Annotated in this window: 17 protein-coding genes and 1 pseudogene; 7 read left to right on the forward strand and 11 right to left on the reverse strand. The window is 43.7% G+C overall.

Annotation, left to right across the window (positions count from 1 at the left end):
* Nucleotides 1-154 precede the first annotated feature (154 nt).
* The 3 genes and pseudogenes from A8L45_RS05140 (at nucleotide 155) to A8L45_RS24125 (ending at nucleotide 2,093) form a co-directional block, all read left to right on the forward strand.
* A complete protein-coding gene (locus A8L45_RS05140; RefSeq protein ID WP_245680646.1) occupies nucleotides 155-889 on the forward strand; it encodes a PhzF family phenazine biosynthesis protein in 735 nt (244 codons plus the stop codon).
* 442 nt (nucleotides 890-1,331) lie between these two features.
* Nucleotides 1,332-1,514, forward strand: a pseudogene (locus tag A8L45_RS23740) (eCIS core domain-containing protein); the annotation flags it as partial.
* Nucleotides 1,515-1,571: 57 nt separating this feature from the next.
* Nucleotides 1,572-2,093 carry a hypothetical protein gene (locus A8L45_RS24125; RefSeq protein WP_139122306.1) on the forward strand — a complete coding sequence of 174 codons (522 nt, stop codon included), beginning with the start codon at nucleotides 1,572-1,574 and terminating at the stop codon, nucleotides 2,091-2,093.
* Between the two features lie 69 nt (nucleotides 2,094-2,162).
* On the opposite strand, the gene A8L45_RS05150 is transcribed toward A8L45_RS24125, so the two are convergent.
* The 3 genes from A8L45_RS05150 to A8L45_RS05160 form a co-directional block, all read right to left on the reverse strand.
* Nucleotides 2,163-2,534, reverse strand: coding sequence for a hypothetical protein (locus tag A8L45_RS05150; protein ID WP_068899932.1), 372 nt, complete (start codon nucleotides 2,532-2,534; stop codon nucleotides 2,163-2,165).
* Between the two features lie 107 nt (nucleotides 2,535-2,641).
* On the reverse strand, nucleotides 2,642-3,286 hold the full coding sequence (locus A8L45_RS05155; protein ID WP_068899934.1) for a hypothetical protein: 645 nt from the start codon (nucleotides 3,284-3,286) through the stop codon (nucleotides 2,642-2,644).
* A gap of 88 nt (nucleotides 3,287-3,374) precedes the next feature.
* Nucleotides 3,375-3,623 carry a hypothetical protein gene (locus A8L45_RS05160; RefSeq protein ID WP_068899936.1) on the reverse strand — a complete coding sequence of 83 codons (249 nt, stop codon included), beginning with the start codon at nucleotides 3,621-3,623 and terminating at the stop codon, nucleotides 3,375-3,377.
* A 257-nt stretch (nucleotides 3,624-3,880) separates the two neighbouring features.
* On the opposite strand from A8L45_RS05160, the gene A8L45_RS05165 reads away from it, so the two are divergent.
* Nucleotides 3,881-4,330, forward strand: coding sequence for a hypothetical protein (locus A8L45_RS05165; protein ID WP_068899938.1), 450 nt, complete (start codon nucleotides 3,881-3,883; stop codon nucleotides 4,328-4,330).
* A gap of 126 nt (nucleotides 4,331-4,456) precedes the next feature.
* A complete protein-coding gene (locus A8L45_RS05170; RefSeq protein WP_068899940.1) occupies nucleotides 4,457-4,732 on the forward strand; it encodes a hypothetical protein in 276 nt (91 codons plus the stop codon).
* A gap of 80 nt (nucleotides 4,733-4,812) precedes the next feature.
* Here A8L45_RS05170 and A8L45_RS05175 read toward each other — a convergent pair whose 3' ends face one another.
* The 4 genes from A8L45_RS05175 to A8L45_RS05190 all read right to left on the reverse strand — a co-directional run bounded on the left by A8L45_RS05175 (nucleotide 4,813) and on the right by A8L45_RS05190 (nucleotide 8,354).
* Nucleotides 4,813-5,265 (reverse strand): hypothetical protein, encoded by a 453-nt coding sequence (locus A8L45_RS05175; RefSeq protein ID WP_068899942.1) that lies wholly within the window; start codon nucleotides 5,263-5,265, stop codon nucleotides 4,813-4,815.
* Between the two features lie 258 nt (nucleotides 5,266-5,523).
* Nucleotides 5,524-6,078, reverse strand: a complete 555-nt coding sequence (locus A8L45_RS05180; RefSeq protein WP_068899944.1) for a TFIIB-type zinc ribbon-containing protein — start codon at nucleotides 6,076-6,078, stop codon at nucleotides 5,524-5,526.
* Between the two features lie 202 nt (nucleotides 6,079-6,280).
* Entirely contained in the window at nucleotides 6,281-7,435 is a 1,155-nt protein-coding gene (gene lldD / locus A8L45_RS05185; RefSeq protein WP_068899946.1) for an FMN-dependent L-lactate dehydrogenase LldD, read from the reverse strand.
* 241 nt (nucleotides 7,436-7,676) lie between these two features.
* Nucleotides 7,677-8,354, reverse strand: coding sequence for a hypothetical protein (locus A8L45_RS05190; RefSeq protein ID WP_068899947.1), 678 nt, complete (start codon nucleotides 8,352-8,354; stop codon nucleotides 7,677-7,679).
* 675 nt (nucleotides 8,355-9,029) lie between these two features.
* On the opposite strand from A8L45_RS05190, the gene A8L45_RS05195 reads away from it, so the two are divergent.
* The gene (locus A8L45_RS05195; protein ID WP_217492125.1) at nucleotides 9,030-9,839 is read left to right on the forward strand and encodes a tetratricopeptide repeat protein; all 810 of its coding nucleotides are present in this window, start codon (nucleotides 9,030-9,032) and stop codon (nucleotides 9,837-9,839) included.
* 320 nt (nucleotides 9,840-10,159) lie between these two features.
* Here the strand turns inward: A8L45_RS05195 and tkt are convergent, their stop codons facing one another.
* The 3 genes from tkt to A8L45_RS05210 all read right to left on the reverse strand — a co-directional run bounded on the left by tkt (nucleotide 10,160) and on the right by A8L45_RS05210 (nucleotide 14,417).
* A complete protein-coding gene (gene tkt / locus A8L45_RS05200) occupies nucleotides 10,160-12,154 on the reverse strand; it encodes a transketolase (protein ID WP_068899949.1) in 1,995 nt (664 codons plus the stop codon).
* Nucleotides 12,155-12,245: 91 nt separating this feature from the next.
* Entirely contained in the window at nucleotides 12,246-13,196 is a 951-nt protein-coding gene (gene tal, locus A8L45_RS05205) for a transaldolase (RefSeq protein WP_068899951.1), read from the reverse strand.
* A 243-nt stretch (nucleotides 13,197-13,439) separates the two neighbouring features.
* Nucleotides 13,440-14,417, reverse strand: a complete 978-nt coding sequence (locus A8L45_RS05210; RefSeq protein ID WP_068899953.1) for a sugar-binding transcriptional regulator — start codon at nucleotides 14,415-14,417, stop codon at nucleotides 13,440-13,442.
* 342 nt (nucleotides 14,418-14,759) lie between these two features.
* On the opposite strand from A8L45_RS05210, the gene A8L45_RS05215 reads away from it, so the two are divergent.
* A complete protein-coding gene (locus A8L45_RS05215; RefSeq protein WP_175401908.1) occupies nucleotides 14,760-17,288 on the forward strand; it encodes a bifunctional diguanylate cyclase/phosphodiesterase in 2,529 nt (842 codons plus the stop codon).
* Nucleotides 17,289-17,335: 47 nt separating this feature from the next.
* Here the strand turns inward: A8L45_RS05215 and A8L45_RS05220 are convergent, their stop codons facing one another.
* Nucleotides 17,336-18,436 (reverse strand): anhydro-N-acetylmuramic acid kinase, encoded by a 1,101-nt coding sequence (locus A8L45_RS05220; RefSeq protein WP_068899956.1) that lies wholly within the window; start codon nucleotides 18,434-18,436, stop codon nucleotides 17,336-17,338.
* Nucleotides 18,437-18,511 lie beyond the last annotated feature (75 nt).

The following is an 18,511-nucleotide window of genomic DNA, read 5'->3' on the forward strand; positions in this document are numbered from 1 at the left end:
GTCTTTTTCTGTGTTGGAAATAATCTTATCCCTTGGATATAAGTCACCGGTTATAGGCGTTTAAAGAGGTGTTGAAGAATCTCTAATAAGGAATAAAACCATAAACACAGACATTTATAACGTATTCTGCAGTCACGAATACGATGATCGAGCAGTGAGCAAAAAACAGGCTCAAGGAAATCCGGCAGCGGTAGTGTTAATGCATAACTGGCCGGATGATAACGAGATGTTGACCTTTGCCAGCGAGAGAGAACAGCCTGTTACTGCATTTGTGGTGAAGGAATCGAAATCTTATGCGATCCGCTGGTTTTCTCAATCTGCTGAAATCAATTTATGCGGTCATGGCACACTTGCGGCGGCGGCAGCGATTACGGATCGTGATGGCATCGAGGCTATGTCTTTTACCAGTCGGTATGGCGATATTGATGTGACCAGAATTGGTGAACAATATCGGATTCAGTTCCCTATCTTTTCGCGCGATGGCGATAAAGCAACCATTGATGTCGGTTGTCTTCCCATCCAGCCAGTGGAAGCATTTTTCACCCGGGATATTGTTTTGGTGTTGGCCTCAGAGTCTGAGGTCATGCAGTTCGAACTAGATAAATCGTGGCTGAAACAACAATGTGAACATCATGCGTTGATCGTAACAGCGCAAAGTGCAGACGATGAATATGTACTGCGTTATTTCGCGCCATCGATTGGGATTGATGAAGATATTGCCACTGGCTCGGCTCAGTGTTCACTGGCTCCCTACTGGTTTGAGAAGACCGGGCGACGTTCGCTTGCGGTCCGGCAACTGTCAGAGAGTGGAGGACAATTTAATGTTCATCATCATTCTGATAGTCAAATTTTCCTCGACGCATCAGTACATCAATGCCACGTTGAGTAATTCATTGAAGTAGGTCATTGATCGTTATTATTTGAGTAAATCCTACTCTAGAAGAAGATCTATGGATGGATACCGCTTTAGTACGGATAAAAATGACCTCGATATTGACCTTATTTTCTCGTTTATCGCTGACAGTTATTGGACAAAAAGGAATACCGACGTAAAAAATGTGCAGACCCTGATGCAGATCTGGCGGCCAGGAGTCTATCTCAGGGGGTAAGGGACACACAGGATAGGCACATTTCTCCTTTTTGTATTGAAAAGTAGACAGTGATGAGAGGTAAGTGATCCTAGCCTTCGCGTAGGAGGTTTCTATGCTAAGCTACAACTCGCATTCTCACGATACTCGGTCAACAGCATCCAAAACGCCTTGCGCTTGCCAACAATGCGCGAAAAAGAAAAAGCAATCTGGTGTCCTTGACCGGTCTTCGTCTTCTCTAGTGGTCAATATAAACCCGATACACATTCCGGTAGGCATTTATTGGCTCATGAATTGACTCATGTCGTCCAACACCAACGTGGTTTTGGTATGGGTATAATTCAGGCGCAGGACAGAAATAAAACCAGTAAAGCACCAAAAGCTGCGGCTAAAAGCGGTGTCGTATGTGGTCCTGACGTGACATAACAAGTAAAAAAAGCGGTAAAAAATACCCAAACCACATTTGGCGGTTGGTCAAAAAGTTTGAAAACTGACCACTGTAATGCGCTTGATAGCTGTATAACAGGCGGTTATGCATGGGACATTATTCACCTTCACAATAATGCCTGGATATACCAAAACTTCCGACCTGATTGTGCCACAAAAGGCGCAAATCCTCCTTGTGGTTCAACGGTTGAGGTTGATGGTGGCTGTAGTTACGCAGGATCACTGAACCATGTCATTTATGGCTCCATGTGCAAACTATGCCATGACCACTTCAAGGCACATTCTAATACGTCCCGAATGAATGACTTTACGCAAAAAGAGATGGAAGGCTGGATAAACTTTTATAAAGGGACAGGCTCTTTAGGTTGGAGCACTCCGTCTAAAAACTTTGTCCCATCCAAAGAGTGGGCGATAGCCGGATATAAAGGGTGGCCCGGTGTCGCATCGCCAAAAGGGGACAGACCTAACTGTAAACCGACGTGCACCCTGAAGTATTCGAAGCCTGACTTTCAGGTCGCATGGTTCCGGCGTAGTAACAAAAAACGAACAACAATCTAATAGCAACAGATGGGGATCCGGTAAACGGACACTGGCTGCCTTGCTCAGACAGAGTGCCCGTATTGTCGGTTATTCGAAGATTTCAGTCGCCAAGTGATACTTCAGTACTTCATCGGTAGACATCAAATGAGTATTTTCACATTTGGCGCTGTAGATGGTGTAGAAGTAAAATGCGGGACCATCTTTCTTGCCCAGCATCTTGTCGAAGTAGGTCAGTTGCGCCCAGTGCTCTTTGTCATCTCTTGGAAGTGAGCCCGCTTGGATAACGTTATCGCCATCTTCATCGGTTCCACACCATGAGTGAACATGCAACTGACCGCCTTTTTGTAAACGACGTTTAAATCCGGCAGAGAAGAGATCAACTCCTCCTGAAGCAACTAAGCTTCCTTTGGGCACAACTGTGGTGATCTTGTGGTCACGTATCAGACTTCCGGTGTGCATGTTGACCTCATCATTAATTGAGCCCGGAACATCGACCAGATAAAGCGTATCAATCTTGTCTGCAACCTGCTCTATCTGTCTGTACGTTTTCGCGCCCAGAGTACCGGTCAGGCTTGCCTCTCTTTTGTTCTCATTAACAGTGATTGTTGAAGTACCAAAATTCGCAAGCTTGGGTCGAAGGTAAATGCGATATCTGATGTATTACCATACTGATCAACGCGTTGACCGGAAATGTTGATCGTACCATCCTGCTCATTATTGATAAAAGTGAAGGACGGAGCCGATGGATCAATGTAGAAGTCAGGATTTAGAAAATACTCATCTTCCGGATCTATATCGTCAGGTATTTTGCCATCATTAACAGTGATCCTGCCGGGAATAGAATCGTTCTGTTCTGATAAGGGGAACCAGATGTAACCGAAATCAGACGCGTCTTTTTTATTGGTATACTGCAGCACCACAATTTTTTCGCCATCATCATCGTCTATTTTCGACATGTCCTCAACGTCAACATAGTAGTCTTGCTGACCTGTTGGTCGTGACATTCTTAGTCCAACGTGATCATATTGTTCATATTGTTCATCAACTCTAGAAATAACCTCTTGCTCTGAAAGAGGTTCAGTTTTTTCAAAATAGACTTCTTGAGAGTCTGGTGCCGCAGTATGGTTTATTAGTTGGTCTCTAGGCTGCGCACCATGGCAGCCCTGCAACAAAATCAAAATTGCTGACACCAGAAAGACGGGCTTACGCATATTTACCTCGTTAAAAACATTGTTCAATTAAGTGCGCAGGCTAACAGCAACTGTAATTTACAATCAAGTTGCTGCTTGGATTTATTGGTTACTTTTTGTTGTTACAGAACGCGTCGAATGCCGCTTGAGTGTTATCAAACCCTTGATCATCAGCCAGTTCCCACGAACGAACACATTCATTTTTACTCTCGCACCAAGAGTAACCAGCTGAACCAATACAACCATGCTTGTCACGATCAGAACCTGGCATCGTGTTACCTGTGTTGTCATGGCTTTGTGAATGTGTGCATCCAGCAAGGGCCAATAACAGAAGTGAAGTCAGGGTAGGTTTAATCATTATTTTTCTCCATTTGACGGACAGGGCGATATAAAGACGACCAGCAGTGTACTCTTTTTAATAGTGACGCGATAAGAATTTTGTTTGTGAGATAAGGTGTTGGCTAGCTTTCGAGATAGTGACTTTCAGGTAAGACTTATCTCTTTGTCACGGTTTTGAGTCAATGGCAGTTAGAGTAAAGACGTAACCTCATTAAAGGTGAGTAATTAACTAAATTAGGCAAAAGACAAACGCTTATAAAAATAGTCAGGGAGTAGATGATGGTAGCAGAGAGCCTATCGATTTTAGCGGCAGGGATCTTTTTTTTAACGGGTCTTTTGACGGGGATTTGGAAATATCAGCAAATCATGTATTCAGAAAAGGGAGAGGCTCATCCTTACGTGGATATTTGCCACCGGACATCGTTGCTGTATTCCTTTGCTGCTATTCTACTGGCAAAATTTGTTGAGATTAGTCAACTCGATAGCAACATCGAACTGATCGCGACAGGCGTGGTCCTTTTTTACTTTGGTTTTGCCATTTTCACCTACTTCGTACATGGAGTACTACAAGATACAGATAACCAGCTCAAAAAGCCGTTTACGCTTGGTTCCTTCCAACTCCCTAAAGCAATCATCTCACTGAGTATGTGGTCTCTGATCCTTGCTGAAGTGAGCGGGTTTCTGGTGCTTTTTTATGGCGTCCTGATTGCACTGAAATGGCATTAAAATCAAAGCCTAGTGGTGAATAGTAAACGTCATCATTATTTCTTTCACGGTTTCTGTCTTGACGTTATGACATAAATATAGTCCAATGCGCCATAATAAAACGATGTTCAAAATGGTGTGATAAATATGTACAAGTCAAGCAACATCAAATCGGGATTAGGCTTTTTCATCAATAATCTTCTTGCTTACTCAAGTGTTGGTGTGTTGGCTTCGGGTATCCCTTTCTCCTTTTTCGGTATGACATTTGGTTTTATACCGGTGGTTATTGCATCAATCACTATGGCAGCTATCCGTACGGCGGAGTATAGAAAGAAAACGTTTCCTGCGATGAACTGGAAGCCTTGGTTAATTGGTCTGGCTGTCCTGCTACTGGCCAATATTGTTGTGGCCATCATTGGTTAGATGTGACCACGGATTAGGGAGATTTACAGATTTTGTCTGTCTGTTAGGTCTGTTGCGGAAAAAAACGAGTAATAACGAATTTAGCCTGTGGTGGTACTCAGTGTTGCCCAACGTTGTTTCACGCCAATGGCATATAAAAGGCCTATTATTGAGCAAATACCAGAACTCACCAGCCAGAACGTCAGACCGTTTTCCGGAAAGAATGGTGTAATGGCAATGAAACCAATACCTCTTAACAAATAGACAGATGTGATAGCGCAGAGGCCAATACGCAGAAGGGGCAGCCTTTTAATAATTCCAGCACCTGAAAGGGCGTATAATGCCCAAACAATCAATATTCCGGATATTATCAAAGTCACTACGGTAGGATACCAGTGCCCTTGCTCTGCCATTGTAGCCATTTCCTCTCCCGCACCAAAAAATCGGTACCAATCGCCACCAAAAACAATACAAAGCAGGTGAGCAGCCGCTGCTGCAAAACTGCAACAGGCTGCGAGAATAAGTGGCTTATTGACCTTCGACTGTCTCTCCATCAGGTATTTCCTTAATCAAGTAACTTCATGAATAAATGAAGATTCTGCCAGAAGAGTCTATAAATTCATTCAACAAGACGGGTTAAATTAAGAGTAAAAAGAATACTTGTGTTGTCTGTGCAAAAAGGATTGAAACGAGGTAAAGATATATTATGCATGCCCAACAGATAGGTAGAGATGGTAAGTGTTGCTCGACGAGACCCGGACAACATGAGATCAATAAGGGCGTATTGACGTTGTCCGAGTACCTTAGCCTATTTACTTTTCGGCAGAGTAGGGGTTATCGGCCAAAAGGTACGCACGTAAATCGGCCTTCTGCGGATGCTGATTGAGCCAATCGCGTAACGATTTTACTTTTTGGTACGAATCTTCGCCAAATTTGTCATTGTAAAGATCGACAAACTGCTGTTCGGCATTTTGTTCTCTGATTCGGCTTTGCCATTGTTGAGTTACGACGGCATTCAGCGACCCAGCAAGGCCTTCTGATTTGAGCAGTTCCCATTCCCCTTTGTCGAGCCAGATACCGCCAACAGCGTTACTGTAATCGACCCGATGAGCGTTGCTGGCAGAAATACGAAACTTTCGCATAATACTGCCGGTAACCGGGCAAAGAAGCGCTTTTTTTGTTTCGGATGCATCCGCTGAGAATTCAATATTCTCAGCGAATTGGTAATCGGGATGACGCTCTTTCCAGCAGACGAAATCTTCAATTAAAATCCAGTTTCCTTCGCAGGCAGAGCAGGTATGCGCGCGGAATTGACCTTCAATAAAGTCTGGCTCTAAGCGGCCATTTTCACAGTTTGTGCAGTTCATAGTTTTCCTTCGTGTATCACACCACAAAACGTTGCAGTATTTGCACGCTACTTAATAATGCCAACTCAAACCAGCTTAGCGAGGGAATTTTGAGATAACTACATGAGGATAGGTGAAATTTTTTTAAGCTGATCGCAACTGAAAGGTATATGTAGCCCAACCACTCCGGCTCTACAACATAGTGAGCGCCGCATCAGTTAAATCATTTTGAGGCGTCTTTAAAACCGTCCACCAATAGCGAAGACGATATGTCTGCTATTTTTTTCGCGCCAGTAAGGGTCATAGCGACCTGCATTTCTTTTTTATACAGCTCAAGCAGATTTTCAACGCCCTTTTGTCCGGCCACTGCCAACGCATATATGTATGCTCTCCCGAGCAGTGTGCAATCTGCTCCGAGTGCCAGCATCTTTACAACATCAAGGCCTGAACGAACTCCAGAATCAACCAAAATAGTAATATCATTTTTTACTGCAGCGGCAATCGCTGGCAGGGCTTCAGTTGACGACAATACGCTATCTAACTGTCGGCCACCGTGGTTTGACACTACTATGCCATCCGCACCAAAGCGAACAGCGTCTCTGGCATCTTCAGGGTCTAAAATGCCTTTAATAATGAGATCACCTTTCCACATGTCACGTATCCATTCGAGATCCTGCCAGCTGATTGATGGATCGAAGTTGTTACCCAGCCAGCCAATGTAATCATCGAGCGGAACTGATTTACCTCTATAAGTAGATACATTGCCAAGGTCATGTGGTCGGCCTCTGACACCGACATCCCATGCCCAGAATGGATGTCGTATGGCCTGAAAGAGTTGTCTGGTCTTTGAAAATGGGCCACTCATACCCGAGTGGATATCGCGGTATCTTGCGCCAGGTATTGGCATATCAACGGTGAACACTAGGGTAGTTACTCCCGCAGCTTGTGCCCGTTCCAGTACATTTTTCATAAATCCCCGATCTTTGAGAACGTAGAGCTGAAACCAGATAGGCTGATGAACCCTGGTCGAGATCTCTTCAATTGAGCAAACTGACACTGTTGATGAAATGAAAGGAATACCGACATTTTCAGCGGCTTTAGCAGCCTGTACTTCTCCTCTTCTGGAGAACATTCCCGCAAGGCCAATGGGGGCTAGAGCCAATGGCATTGCTATTTTACGACCAAAAAGGCTGGACTCAACACTCATCGAAGACATGTCTCGCAACACTCTCTGTCTGAGTCTGACCTCGGACAAGTCACGACAATTATTGTTGAGTGTATGCTCCTGATAAGAGCCGCCATCGATGTATTGAAAAAGAAATGGCGGCAGCTTACGTTTTGCTGCTTTTCTATAGTCTGAAGGAGCCGATATCAACATAGGTAAAAGCCTGAGCGACTATTTTGGTAGGTTTAAAATAGGGGACAATTTGAAGTGCGTCTATGTCATAACGCTGACTTTGCTTCACTCATCGTACATTCAATGTTGCTCAAATGCGTGAGGCTCAGCCTAAAAACGGATTGAATACCCTTTTTCTTGGCCGGGTCGATATTCTATTCGTGTAAATAAACAAACATCGCCCGGATGAGCGATGTTTGCAGAGAGTTTTATCAGATAGCAGTTATCTGGGTTTGATGACACTTTTTATCGAGTTTTTTAAACCATCCCCACTGGGTTGTAAGATCTCCTCACCTTTACGGGTTGTGGGGTAGGGAATAGAGCGATATTTTTCTGCAATTTCTTTGGCCTGTTCAATAATCTCAGGCTCGGTCAGCCCAAGTCTCTCTGACCGTTCAATCAATTCGGCACCGAAAAAGCAGTTACCCACTTGGCGAAATTTAGCATTTATCCAGCCCACAGTATTACCGAGGCCCGGATTTTCACGCCACTCAACCCAGTGACCGGTACCTTCCATTCTTGGAGAGCGGGTGACAATTTCCCAAGTCATGCTGTCATGCCCAATGTTATTGGCATAGTCGCCATGCATGAAAATGTCATCACCTTCTTCACTCACAAATCCGTTCCAATTTGGAAAGGTGTCAGAGTACCAAAAATAAGTGGAGTGCGTGCCATTGGTCCCGATTGGGATAAAACATAGTCCCTGAGTAGCCCATTGCTGGTGAACAGGACTACGGTCGTTATAAGCTGTTATCAACCAACGATTACCGCCATTGACTAAGTTGGGAAAATGCGGTGGATTAGCGTTCGTCGGTTGTGAGACGAGAAGACCAGTTACTAGGGCGGTTAACGCAATATTAATCGATGTTTTTCGCTGATAGTTTGCTGACATTATCTTCATGGTTTTTCTCCATTGACCAGTCTGAATGAGAAGAAATAACTGGCAATGACAATGTCTGATTATTAAGGCATCCTGGCAAGGCTGTTAACGAGTAATACTTCAAAAGTCAAAAAATCTATACATATGTCTTCGCTGTCTCGATTGTCATACGTTACTGATTTTTTAAGTGGCAAATCAAAGGGGGTGATTAAGAAATCAGCGAATAATCAATAGTGTTTTGAAAAGTATAGTGATGATGTTTTGATGACTAGAATTAACTATCGTTTGTTATTTTTTACTTTAGCGCCGAGTCTTTTTTCATTTTCGACATTAGACAATAGATTCCACGAGCCAATTGCATATTTTTGATGTTCTCTATGCTTATGATTATCAGAGAATATATTTCATCTGTTTTCAATATTTTTATTACCAGCGAAAATGGACTTATCAAACTGCAATCATGTCTTTGCCTTTTAAACAATACCCTATCGTCTCACGCTCGCATGCTAGACTGCGATGAATCAGCGCAATGCTGAGCTTATCTATTATTTGTGTGTGTCAACAGATATATAGTCAGAGTATTGCTGTGTATTACACAGAGTCATCTGATTAGAGGAAAGGGAGGCAAGTGTCACTGCTATGTCGATGAAATCTATGATGTCCGCGGTAATTCTATTCTTTAGCTTTTGCGGATCAGTGCAAGCCGCTGACGCTTCAAAAGCAACAAATGAGGATGTAGAGCAGTTACAAAAACCGCTCTATAGTCCGTTTATTGAGCGCTACATCCTTGACGAACTTAGATTGCTTCGTCAGGACCAACAAAGGTTAAGGGCGGATGTCGCGGAAAAGGTGGCTAATGCGAAACTTGAGGCTTCAGACAGGGCTATCCGATATACCGCAGACACAACAAACAATATCTTTTATATCATTACAGCAGCTGCATCGATTTTGGTGTTACTGGGATGGAAGTCTATCCGTGATATTAATGAGTACATGGAGACAACAACGTTCAAACGAATTGAAGAAATGACCCTTGAATATGAAAAAAGGCTTAACAACCTTGAAATGACGATAAAGGAACGGTCTAACCAAATCGTTGATGCACAAAAAGTTATATCAGACAGTAACTTAATTCACTCTCTCTGGATGCGGGCGGGGCTTGAAAAGAGCGGTCAGGAAAAAATTAATATCTACAATCAAATTCTTGAAATTAACCCGAAAGATGTCGAGGCTCTTACTTACAAAGCCGATATGTTGTTAGACATGAATGATGACTCGTGGGCTCTGTCCTTGGTTGATCAGGCTTTGGAGTACGATCAAGATTACGCGCTGGCTTATTGGCAACGTGCGTGTGCCAAGGCGAAACTCGATCATAAAAAAGATGCGATAGAAGACATTAAAAAAGCCATAGAGCTCTCCAGCACCCTGAGAGAGGAACTTCTGGGTGAGTCGTACTTTGAGAGCCTGAAAGATGATCCGGATTTCTTAAAACTTGTGTCCGACTGACTGTTCAAGAGGAGAACATCATCAGTGAGTAAACGATTTTGTTGAATATTGGACTTAGTGGGAATGTATAAGGCCGTCTTAACAAGGACGTTGAGAGACTCAATAGCCAGTTTACTCAAGATGTCGTAACGTGAGATGTAGGAAATTTTGCTGATCAAAAAACGCATATCAGATTCTTAGTGTTTACATCTACAAAGAAGAAATACTATAAGACGTGTTTGATGAGTAAATCCTGTCACATTGGGTGTGACGTCTGTCTGTGCTCAAAATAAAAAACCCTGCCGGTAAGGACAGGGTTTTTCTTAACATAAGAGAGTGGCTTATTGAAGCAGCTCTTTCGCTGTTTCGACAACATTTTCGGTAGTGAAACCGAACATCTTGAACAGCTCACCTGCTGGCGCAGACTCACCGAAAGTGGTCATACCGATGATACGACCGTCAAAGCCTACATACTTGTACCAGAAGTCAGCAATACCAGCTTCCACCGCAACACGTGCAGTCACGTCAGATGGCAGCACTGACTCGCGATATGCAGCATCCTGAGCATCAAATACATCAGTAGATGGAATAGAGACAACGCGTACCTTGCGACCTTCAGCAGTCAGTTGGTCTGCCGCTTCTACTGCCAGACCCACTTCTGAGCCAGTAGCAATCAAGATAAGTTCAGGCTTGCCATCGCTGTCTTTAAGGACATAACCACCTTTGGCGATATCTGCAACTTGCGCTGCGCTGCGATCCTGCTGAGCAAGATTCTGGCGCGAGAAAATCAGTGATGTTGGACCATCACGACGTTCAATGGCAAGTTTCCACGCCACAGCAGATTCAACTTGGTCACATGGACGCCAGGTACTCATGTTCGGCGTCAGGCGAAGAGAGGCTATTTGCTCAACAGGTTGGTGAGTTGGGCCATCTTCACCCAGACCGATAGAATCGTGAGTATAAACCTGAATGTTTTGAATCTTCATCAGTGCGGCCATACGCATAGCGTTGCGCGCATATTCCATGAACATCAGGAAGGTTGCACCGTATGGTACAAAGCCGCCGTGCAGAGCAATACCATTGATGATGGCTGTCATACCGAATTCACGCACACCATAATGGATATAGTTACCAGATGCGTCATCAGCTGTCAGCGATTGAGAACCAGACCACATGGTCAGGTTTGATGGGGCTAGGTCAGCAGAACCACCCATGAACTCTGGCAGCATTTTGCCGAAGGCTTCCAGTACGTTCTGAGATGCTTTACGAGAAGCAATGTTTGCTGGATTCGCTTGAAGATCCGCAATGATTGCAGCTGTTTTAGCTTCCCACTCTGCAGGGAGTTCGCCATTTACACGACGTTTGAACTCAGCAGCCAGCTCTGGATGCGCCGCTTCATAAGCTGACAGTTTTTCATTCCATGCTGCTTCTTTTGCTGCGCCTGCTTCTTTTGCATCCCACTGAGCGTAGACATCAGATGGAATTTCAAATGGACCATGCTCCCAGCCCAATGCTTCACGGGTTGCTGCGATTTCATCATGACCTAGCGGCGCACCGTGACAGTCGTGGCTGCCCGCTTTATTTGGTGAACCAAAACCGATCACTGTCTTGGTACAGATCAGGGTTGGCTTGCTGCTATCAGCTTTTGCCGCAGCAATTGCTGCTTCAATTGCAGCCGGATCGTGGCCGTCAACTGCAGGAATAACCTGCCAGCCATATGCTTCAAAACGCTTTGGCGTATCGTCAGTGAACCAGCCATCAACGTCACCGTCGATAGAGATACCATTGTCATCCCAGAATGCAATCAGTTTGCCCAGACCCAGTGTGCCAGCCAGTGAGCATGCTTCGTGAGAGATACCTTCCATCAGGCAGCCATCACCCATAAAGGCATAGGTGTAATGATCGACAATGTCATGACCGTCACGGTTGAATTGCGCAGCTAATGATTTTTCAGCAATCGCCAGACCTACAGCGTTGGTGATACCTTGACCGAGAGGACCTGTTGTGGTTTCAACACCCGGTGCATAGCCGTATTCTGGGTGACCCGGTGTTTTAGAATGAAGTTGACGGAAGTTTTTCAGCTCTTCAATTGGCAGCTCATAGCCTGTCAGGTGCAGAAGTGAGTAAATCAGCATTGAACCATGGCCGTTTGAAAGTACAAAACGGTCGCGGTCAGCCCACTCTGGATTGGTAGGATTGTGGTTCATGTGGTCACGCCACAAAACTTCTGCAATATCAGCCATACCCATAGGGGCGCCCGGGTGGCCTGAGTTAGCCTGTTGTACTGCATCCATGCTCAGTGCGCGGATAGCATTGGCAAGCGTTTTACGTTCCATTTGTTTCACCTTGTGTTTCAAATTTGTTGGAATTCGATAAATCAAACAAAAGAGCGGCTCGTGAGCCGCTCAGTATCAACTGTAAGAATGATTACAGGCGCTCGCGGATCATAACTTCCAGCTTGCCCTGGTCAACCGCAAAGTTGCGAATACCCTCAGCCAGTTTTTCAACGGCCATTGCATCGAGGTTGTGGTCCCACAGGAACTCAGAGTGAGTCATTGCAACAGGACGACGTTCAACTTCAACATCTGCAGACAGTTTTTGTGTTACTTCACCTTCCGCTTCGCTCAGCTCTTGAAGAAGCTGAGGGCTGATCGTCAGACGGTCACAGCCTGCTAACTCCAGAATCTCTCCTGTATTGCGGAAGCTTGCACCCATCACAACGGTGTCATAACCGTATTGCTTATAATACTGGTAGATCTTAGTCACAGAAAGTACGCCCGGATCTTCTTGTGCCTCAAAATCGCGATTTTCTTTCGCTTTGTACCAATCCATGATTCGGCCAACAAATGGCGAGATCAGGTATACACCGGCTTCAGCACATGCACGTGCCTGAGCAAAAGAGAAAAGTAGGGTCAGGTTACAGTTGATGCCTTCTTTCTCAAGAATTTCACCTGCGCGGATACCTTCCCATGTAGAAGCAAGTTTGATCAGGATACGATCGTTTGAAATGCCAGCGTCGTTGTACATACGCATTAACTTGCGCGCTTTTGCTACGCTGCCTTCGGTGTCGTACGAAAGGCGGGCATCCACTTCGGTTGAAATGCGGCCAGGAATAACCTTGAGGATTTCTTTACCGATATTCACTGACAGGCGGTCGCCTGCATCAATCACTTGCTGCTCGACATCTGAGCTGTTTGCTTTAGCAAACGCTATCGCATCGTCGATAAGTGGCGCATAGTCAGCAATTTGTGCTGCTTTGAGAATAAGAGATGGGTTAGTGGTTGCGTCTTGTGGCGTGTACTTGGCAATGGCATCGATGTCACCGGTATCGGCAACAACGGTAGTGAGCTTGCGAAGTTGTTCCAGTTTATTGCTCATCTCAAAAACCTTTTGTTTGGCTGGTATGTCTGAGGCTATCTAATGTAAGCCAGTTATACTCAGACCTAAAAGCGTGAATGCGTTGCGCATTTATCCAACAATTGAACAAATGCTACAGGCCTGAGCAAATGAATAGGCTAATACTTTATTTTTTGTTGCCTTTTGTCAATGAAAATGTAGTTGAAACACTGAGGGGATCCCACTTAAAACAATAGGCTCGGCGGATCTTCTGAAAGTCATAATTTAGCCTTCTTCAACCATGTTCAAAAGCGCCAATGCGCAGTTTGCATTGGTGGCTAGAATATCAATGGCACCCGTTTTAAGCGCTCCCAGCATAGCCACTGCTTTTCTGCTTTCACTGGCGATAGCGATGACGTTTGGAATTTGTCTGAGATCGGCCATCTGGAGTCCAACCACCCTATCCTGTATCAAGGTATCTGCCCGCTTTCCGTTGAGCTTAAAAAAGTCGAAGCCGCCAATATCACCGACGATACCATCATTCAGTCGCGCCTCTACAAACTCCTGAGCACTGAAAAACCCCAGCTTAACCATATGGCTGTTTTCATTCATATCGCCAATGCCGACGAGTGCAAACTCAGCTTTACGAGCCTGAGTGAGGGTTTCACTGATATTCTGGTGAGAAATAAAGGTGTCGCGCATTTGGGAACTATCAACGTAAGCTGGCGCATACAGTGTTTCGCTACTTCCGCCAAACTTTTTAGCTAGCCGTCTACAAATGTGATCGGCATTGATCGTATCTCCGCTGCGGTGTGTTCCACCAATGGCACAAACAAACCGTGCATTTCGGTGCGATACCACACCCGGATGGTCGGCGACATATGCCACATTCTGCCCCTGTCCCACAGCGACAACCATACCATCTTGTAAGTTGGCATCCAGATAGGAGGAAACTTGCGCGGCAACCTGACTGCGCTGCTCATGAAGATCTGGCTGGTCAAGCGCGATAAGCGCGCGTTTGAGGTTGAACTTTTCAACCAGTCTCTGCTCAAGCTGTGCGCTGTGAACTGGATGATATTTAACGGTAATTTCAACGATTCCCTCTTCTCGGGCCCGTCTCAGTAGACGACTGACTTTGGCACGGCTGATATTAAATTTTTTCGATATTTCTTCCTGAGTCGCACCATTTTGGTAGTAAAGCACGGATATTTCAGTCAGCAGATCGGTATCACCGAGGAGTGAATCAAAGTTTTTACTGTTCATAGGTCTGTATGCTTGCCTGTAGACATAGGCGATAGTCTAACCAGTAATCTTTAGTTGAACAAATGTATTATCTATTCGCATTTGTTCAGTATGAATTGTTAAACATCCTGTTGCCTTTAAAATTGTGATAAAGATGTCTAAAAAACAAGTCTAATGTGTCTGCTTTGATGCTAAATTTAGAATGAGTAACGTTCTGTTTATTAAATGATCGTTCGGAAAAATCCGAAACACATCGCGAATATAAATTTTTTGAGATAACGCAGACAGTAGCTTACTGAGACATTTTTTATGCTAAACAAGATTTTTTCTTCCACAAGGCGGGTACCAAAAATAGTCCCCATCATGTTGAGTGTTACCATATTTATACTTGGTATAAATTATTTGCCTTCGGTAGATGTTTTTCAATATAACAGTAAGGCAGTAGAAGTTACATATTCTTTCCAAAATAATAATAACTATATATTAGATAAAGAACTGATAGGAAATAATAGTTTCTCCACTTATGAAAGTCTCTCCCCTTTTAGGTTACAAGACTCTTTTAACCAATTATGGTTAAGGATAGAAATAAAAAATACACTTTATGAACCGATAAATTTAGTGATTTCTTCTCCTCAAATGAATCAGCATTTTCTGAGAATGTATTCAGTAACTAGACAATATGTAAGTGGGGATGTGCCAACATTAAATATTTTAGAAGGCGTAAAAGAACCGAACCGATATAATGATAAAACAAATAACAAAGTAAGAAAGCTCACTGTAGATTTGAAGGGTGGAGAGTATACATCGCTCTATATCTTGGTCGAGGCAGAAAAAGGCTTTATCAATCCCCCATTAGTGAGAGAAGCATTCTTTGATACTATTTCAGATACGATCATAGACAATGCGCTGGTGGTGACATTTACAGTCTTCTTCCTTATTGCAATGCAAAGTATCATTAACCTGCTTTGGCGTAAGAAGCTGATTCATATGTATCAGCTTGCCCTCACTATCTGTTTCATTTTGATGGTGGAGAGTACGTATATGGCTGATGAACCCGTCATTCACTCTCTTGTTAACATTGGTTACGAACATTACCAGCTCTTTATATTCCTATTAACATTACCTATTTTTATTCTTATGTCAGCTCGTCATACATACATAAGACCTGTTTTAAAAAAAGTAAGGTTCTTACTTCCCTCCTTATTTATATTATCGATCACTGTTATATTATTAAGCTATTTGGTTTCTGAGAGTATTACGGTCAACGTGATGCTGGTATCTGTGCTACTCGCAAGCTTGTCGCCTCTTATCTTGTCTATATATGCCAAAGAAGCTCCCATTCATTTTCGTCTAATGATTGGTTTAAGTGCATTGCCTATGTGTCTGGGTATTGTTATGACATCTTTGCTGGATCACGGGCTAATTAATTACTCAATCATTGCAGATTTTGCCATGATTATTGGTAATACAATGACTCTACTAGTACTGGCACTTTTACTTGCGTTAACCGCACAGCAGGAACAGAAACAACTTGTTAGAGAACTGGCGCATAACAACATTAGTGAGTTACCGAATCATGCTCTGTTAGAATTAACAATCAGTGACCTCATTAAGAAAGATAAACAGTTCAGTTTTTTTTCTTTCTTGATACCTAATTACACTATGGTGATTCCTTATCTTTCACAAAAAGAAAAGCAATATTATTTAAAAGAAGTGTCTAATAGATTGAATACATACTTGGCTGAGGTAGGTGCTTTTTGTATCGAGATGGGCCCTAAAAAGAGCCAACAAAGGCTGGGTTACATTAGTGATGGAAGGATTGGATTTATCATCACGGACAAAGACCCGAAGAGTTGCCAACAAGCGGTAGCAAAAGTCCAAAGCCAGATGAATGGGTTTTTGGAAGTGGAGAATATCCTGTTGTCTTATCAAGGAAGTATTGGCATGAGCTCTTTCCCTAAAGACGGTAGGGACCATGAAACATTGATTAATAAATCTATGCTCGCTTTGAGCCAGAATAAGACAGAAAACAAGTACAGGTTATTTGTTTTCGATCCGAATTTTTACCATCACAACACAATGAAGTCATTCCTGGTCAGGGATATTCGTCAGGCCATTGATAATAATGAGTTGGCGCTTTACCACCAACCACAGATTGACCCATCAGACAATACAGTGGTTGGTTCTGAAGTTCTGTTGAGATGGAATCACTTTAGGCATGGATTTGTCAGCCCTGAAGTGATTGTTAGGCTTGCTGAAGAGCTTGGAATTATAAATGACTTAACATTGTGGGTCGTCAAGCATGCCTTTAAACACCAAAAGGAGCTTATGGCTGTGCAGAACAACCATCGCATCTCTATCAATATTACTGGTTCAAACGTTGAGCAGTATCAGTTTGTAGCTAACGTTACCGCATTGGCGGAACGTCAGGGGGTTGATCTGAGTAGCGTCAATTTGGAGCTCACTGAGGAAACTCTGGTGAAGAATGCTGATTCTCTGAATGAACTGATAAAACAGTTGGCAAGCCTCGGGGTTCAGGTATCAGTCGATGATTATGGAACAGGATACTCTTCATTAAATTATCTCTCGAACTTTTCATTTAGTGAGTTGAAGATTGATCGCTCTTTAATAGATGGCATCATAAAGAATACACGGCAGAAAATTATTGTTGAAGCCACTATTAAGTTGGCGAAATCTCTAGGGCTTATTACTGTCGCTGAAGGTGTTGAAGATGGCGAAACTGAGACGCTGGTCAAGATGATGGGTATAGATATTGTTCAAGGTTACTACTACTCAAAACCTCTTCCGTTCGAGCAGTATCTGCAATTTGTTGATAACTTTTCCAAGAAGAGTAATGAATCACTGAGCGCCTCGAGTCAAAATATCTCTTGATAAGCTGACAGGCGGCGTTATCCAATGTGCCGCCTGTCGAGTGATGCTTATCCTGCCGGATAAATAGCGCCAAGTACGCACTTTTGGGACGCCCCGGTAACCTCAGGGACGTTGGCAGGTATTTGGTTGAGTGCACAGTGAGCCAACCAGGCAAACGCCATTGCCTCAAGGTAATCAGGATCGATGTTCACTTCCGCTGTGCTAGATATTGTCCAGTTTGGCAGCGCCAGAGACAAGGATGAAGTCAATGCACTGTTATGTGCTCCACCGCCACATACATACACTTTACCGTTACCGAATTTAGCAATTTCATCAGCACATGTTTGTACAGTTAACGCAAGAAGAGTTGCCTGTACGTCTTCAGGTCTTAATTGTTGATTAAGGCGGTCCAGATGTTGCTTTATCCATGCGGCGTTGAAATATTCTCTTCCTGTTGATTTTGGCGCAGTCTGAGAGAAATAGCTGTCTTGGAGCATATTATGCAGCAGTGACGGAATACTCTTTCCTGAGGTTGCGAATTGACCATTTTTGTCGAATCGTTCCCCTTTAATATTGAAGATCCAGTGATCCATAAGCATGTTGCCCGGTCCGGTATCATAGCCAAAAACGGTATTGTCAGGGTTCAATACCGTGATATTAGCAATACCACCAATGTTAAGAATAACCGTTGATGTATCAGGCTTGGAGAAAATATGTTGATGAAAGGCGGGAACCAGCGGGGCACCCTGACCACCATATGCCATGTCTTTCCGACGAAAGTCGGCAACAACGGTAATCTTAGTTTTTACAGCAATCAGATTGGGATCACCCAGTTGCATCGTAAAAGGATAAGGTTTTTCGGGCTGATGGCAGACTGTCTGACCGTGACTGCCGATCGCCGCAATGCTTTCCCTTTTCACCGGAAAGGTGTCAATGGCATGATTAATAGCGTCAGCGAAAAAATATCCCAGCTTGTGGTCTAGCTCACCCAGTTGTTCAGCGGTAACAGCGTTATTGTTTGCGATAGAGAGCGTATCGCGTCTTAACTGTTCCGGTATACTTTCAAAGTAACTCCCCAAAAGAGTGACCTGATCGTTTTCAAGTCTTACAGCCACAATATCTACGCCATCAAGGCTGGTACCCGACATAAGACCCAAATACACTGTCATTGACCATATCCCTTATACATTTACTGAATATATAAACAATGGTAGCGCTATATCTTGTTGATTAAACGCGTAAGA

Source organism: Veronia pacifica, assembly GCF_001707825.1.
Taxonomy (GTDB): domain Bacteria; phylum Pseudomonadota; class Gammaproteobacteria; order Enterobacterales; family Vibrionaceae; genus Veronia; species Veronia pacifica.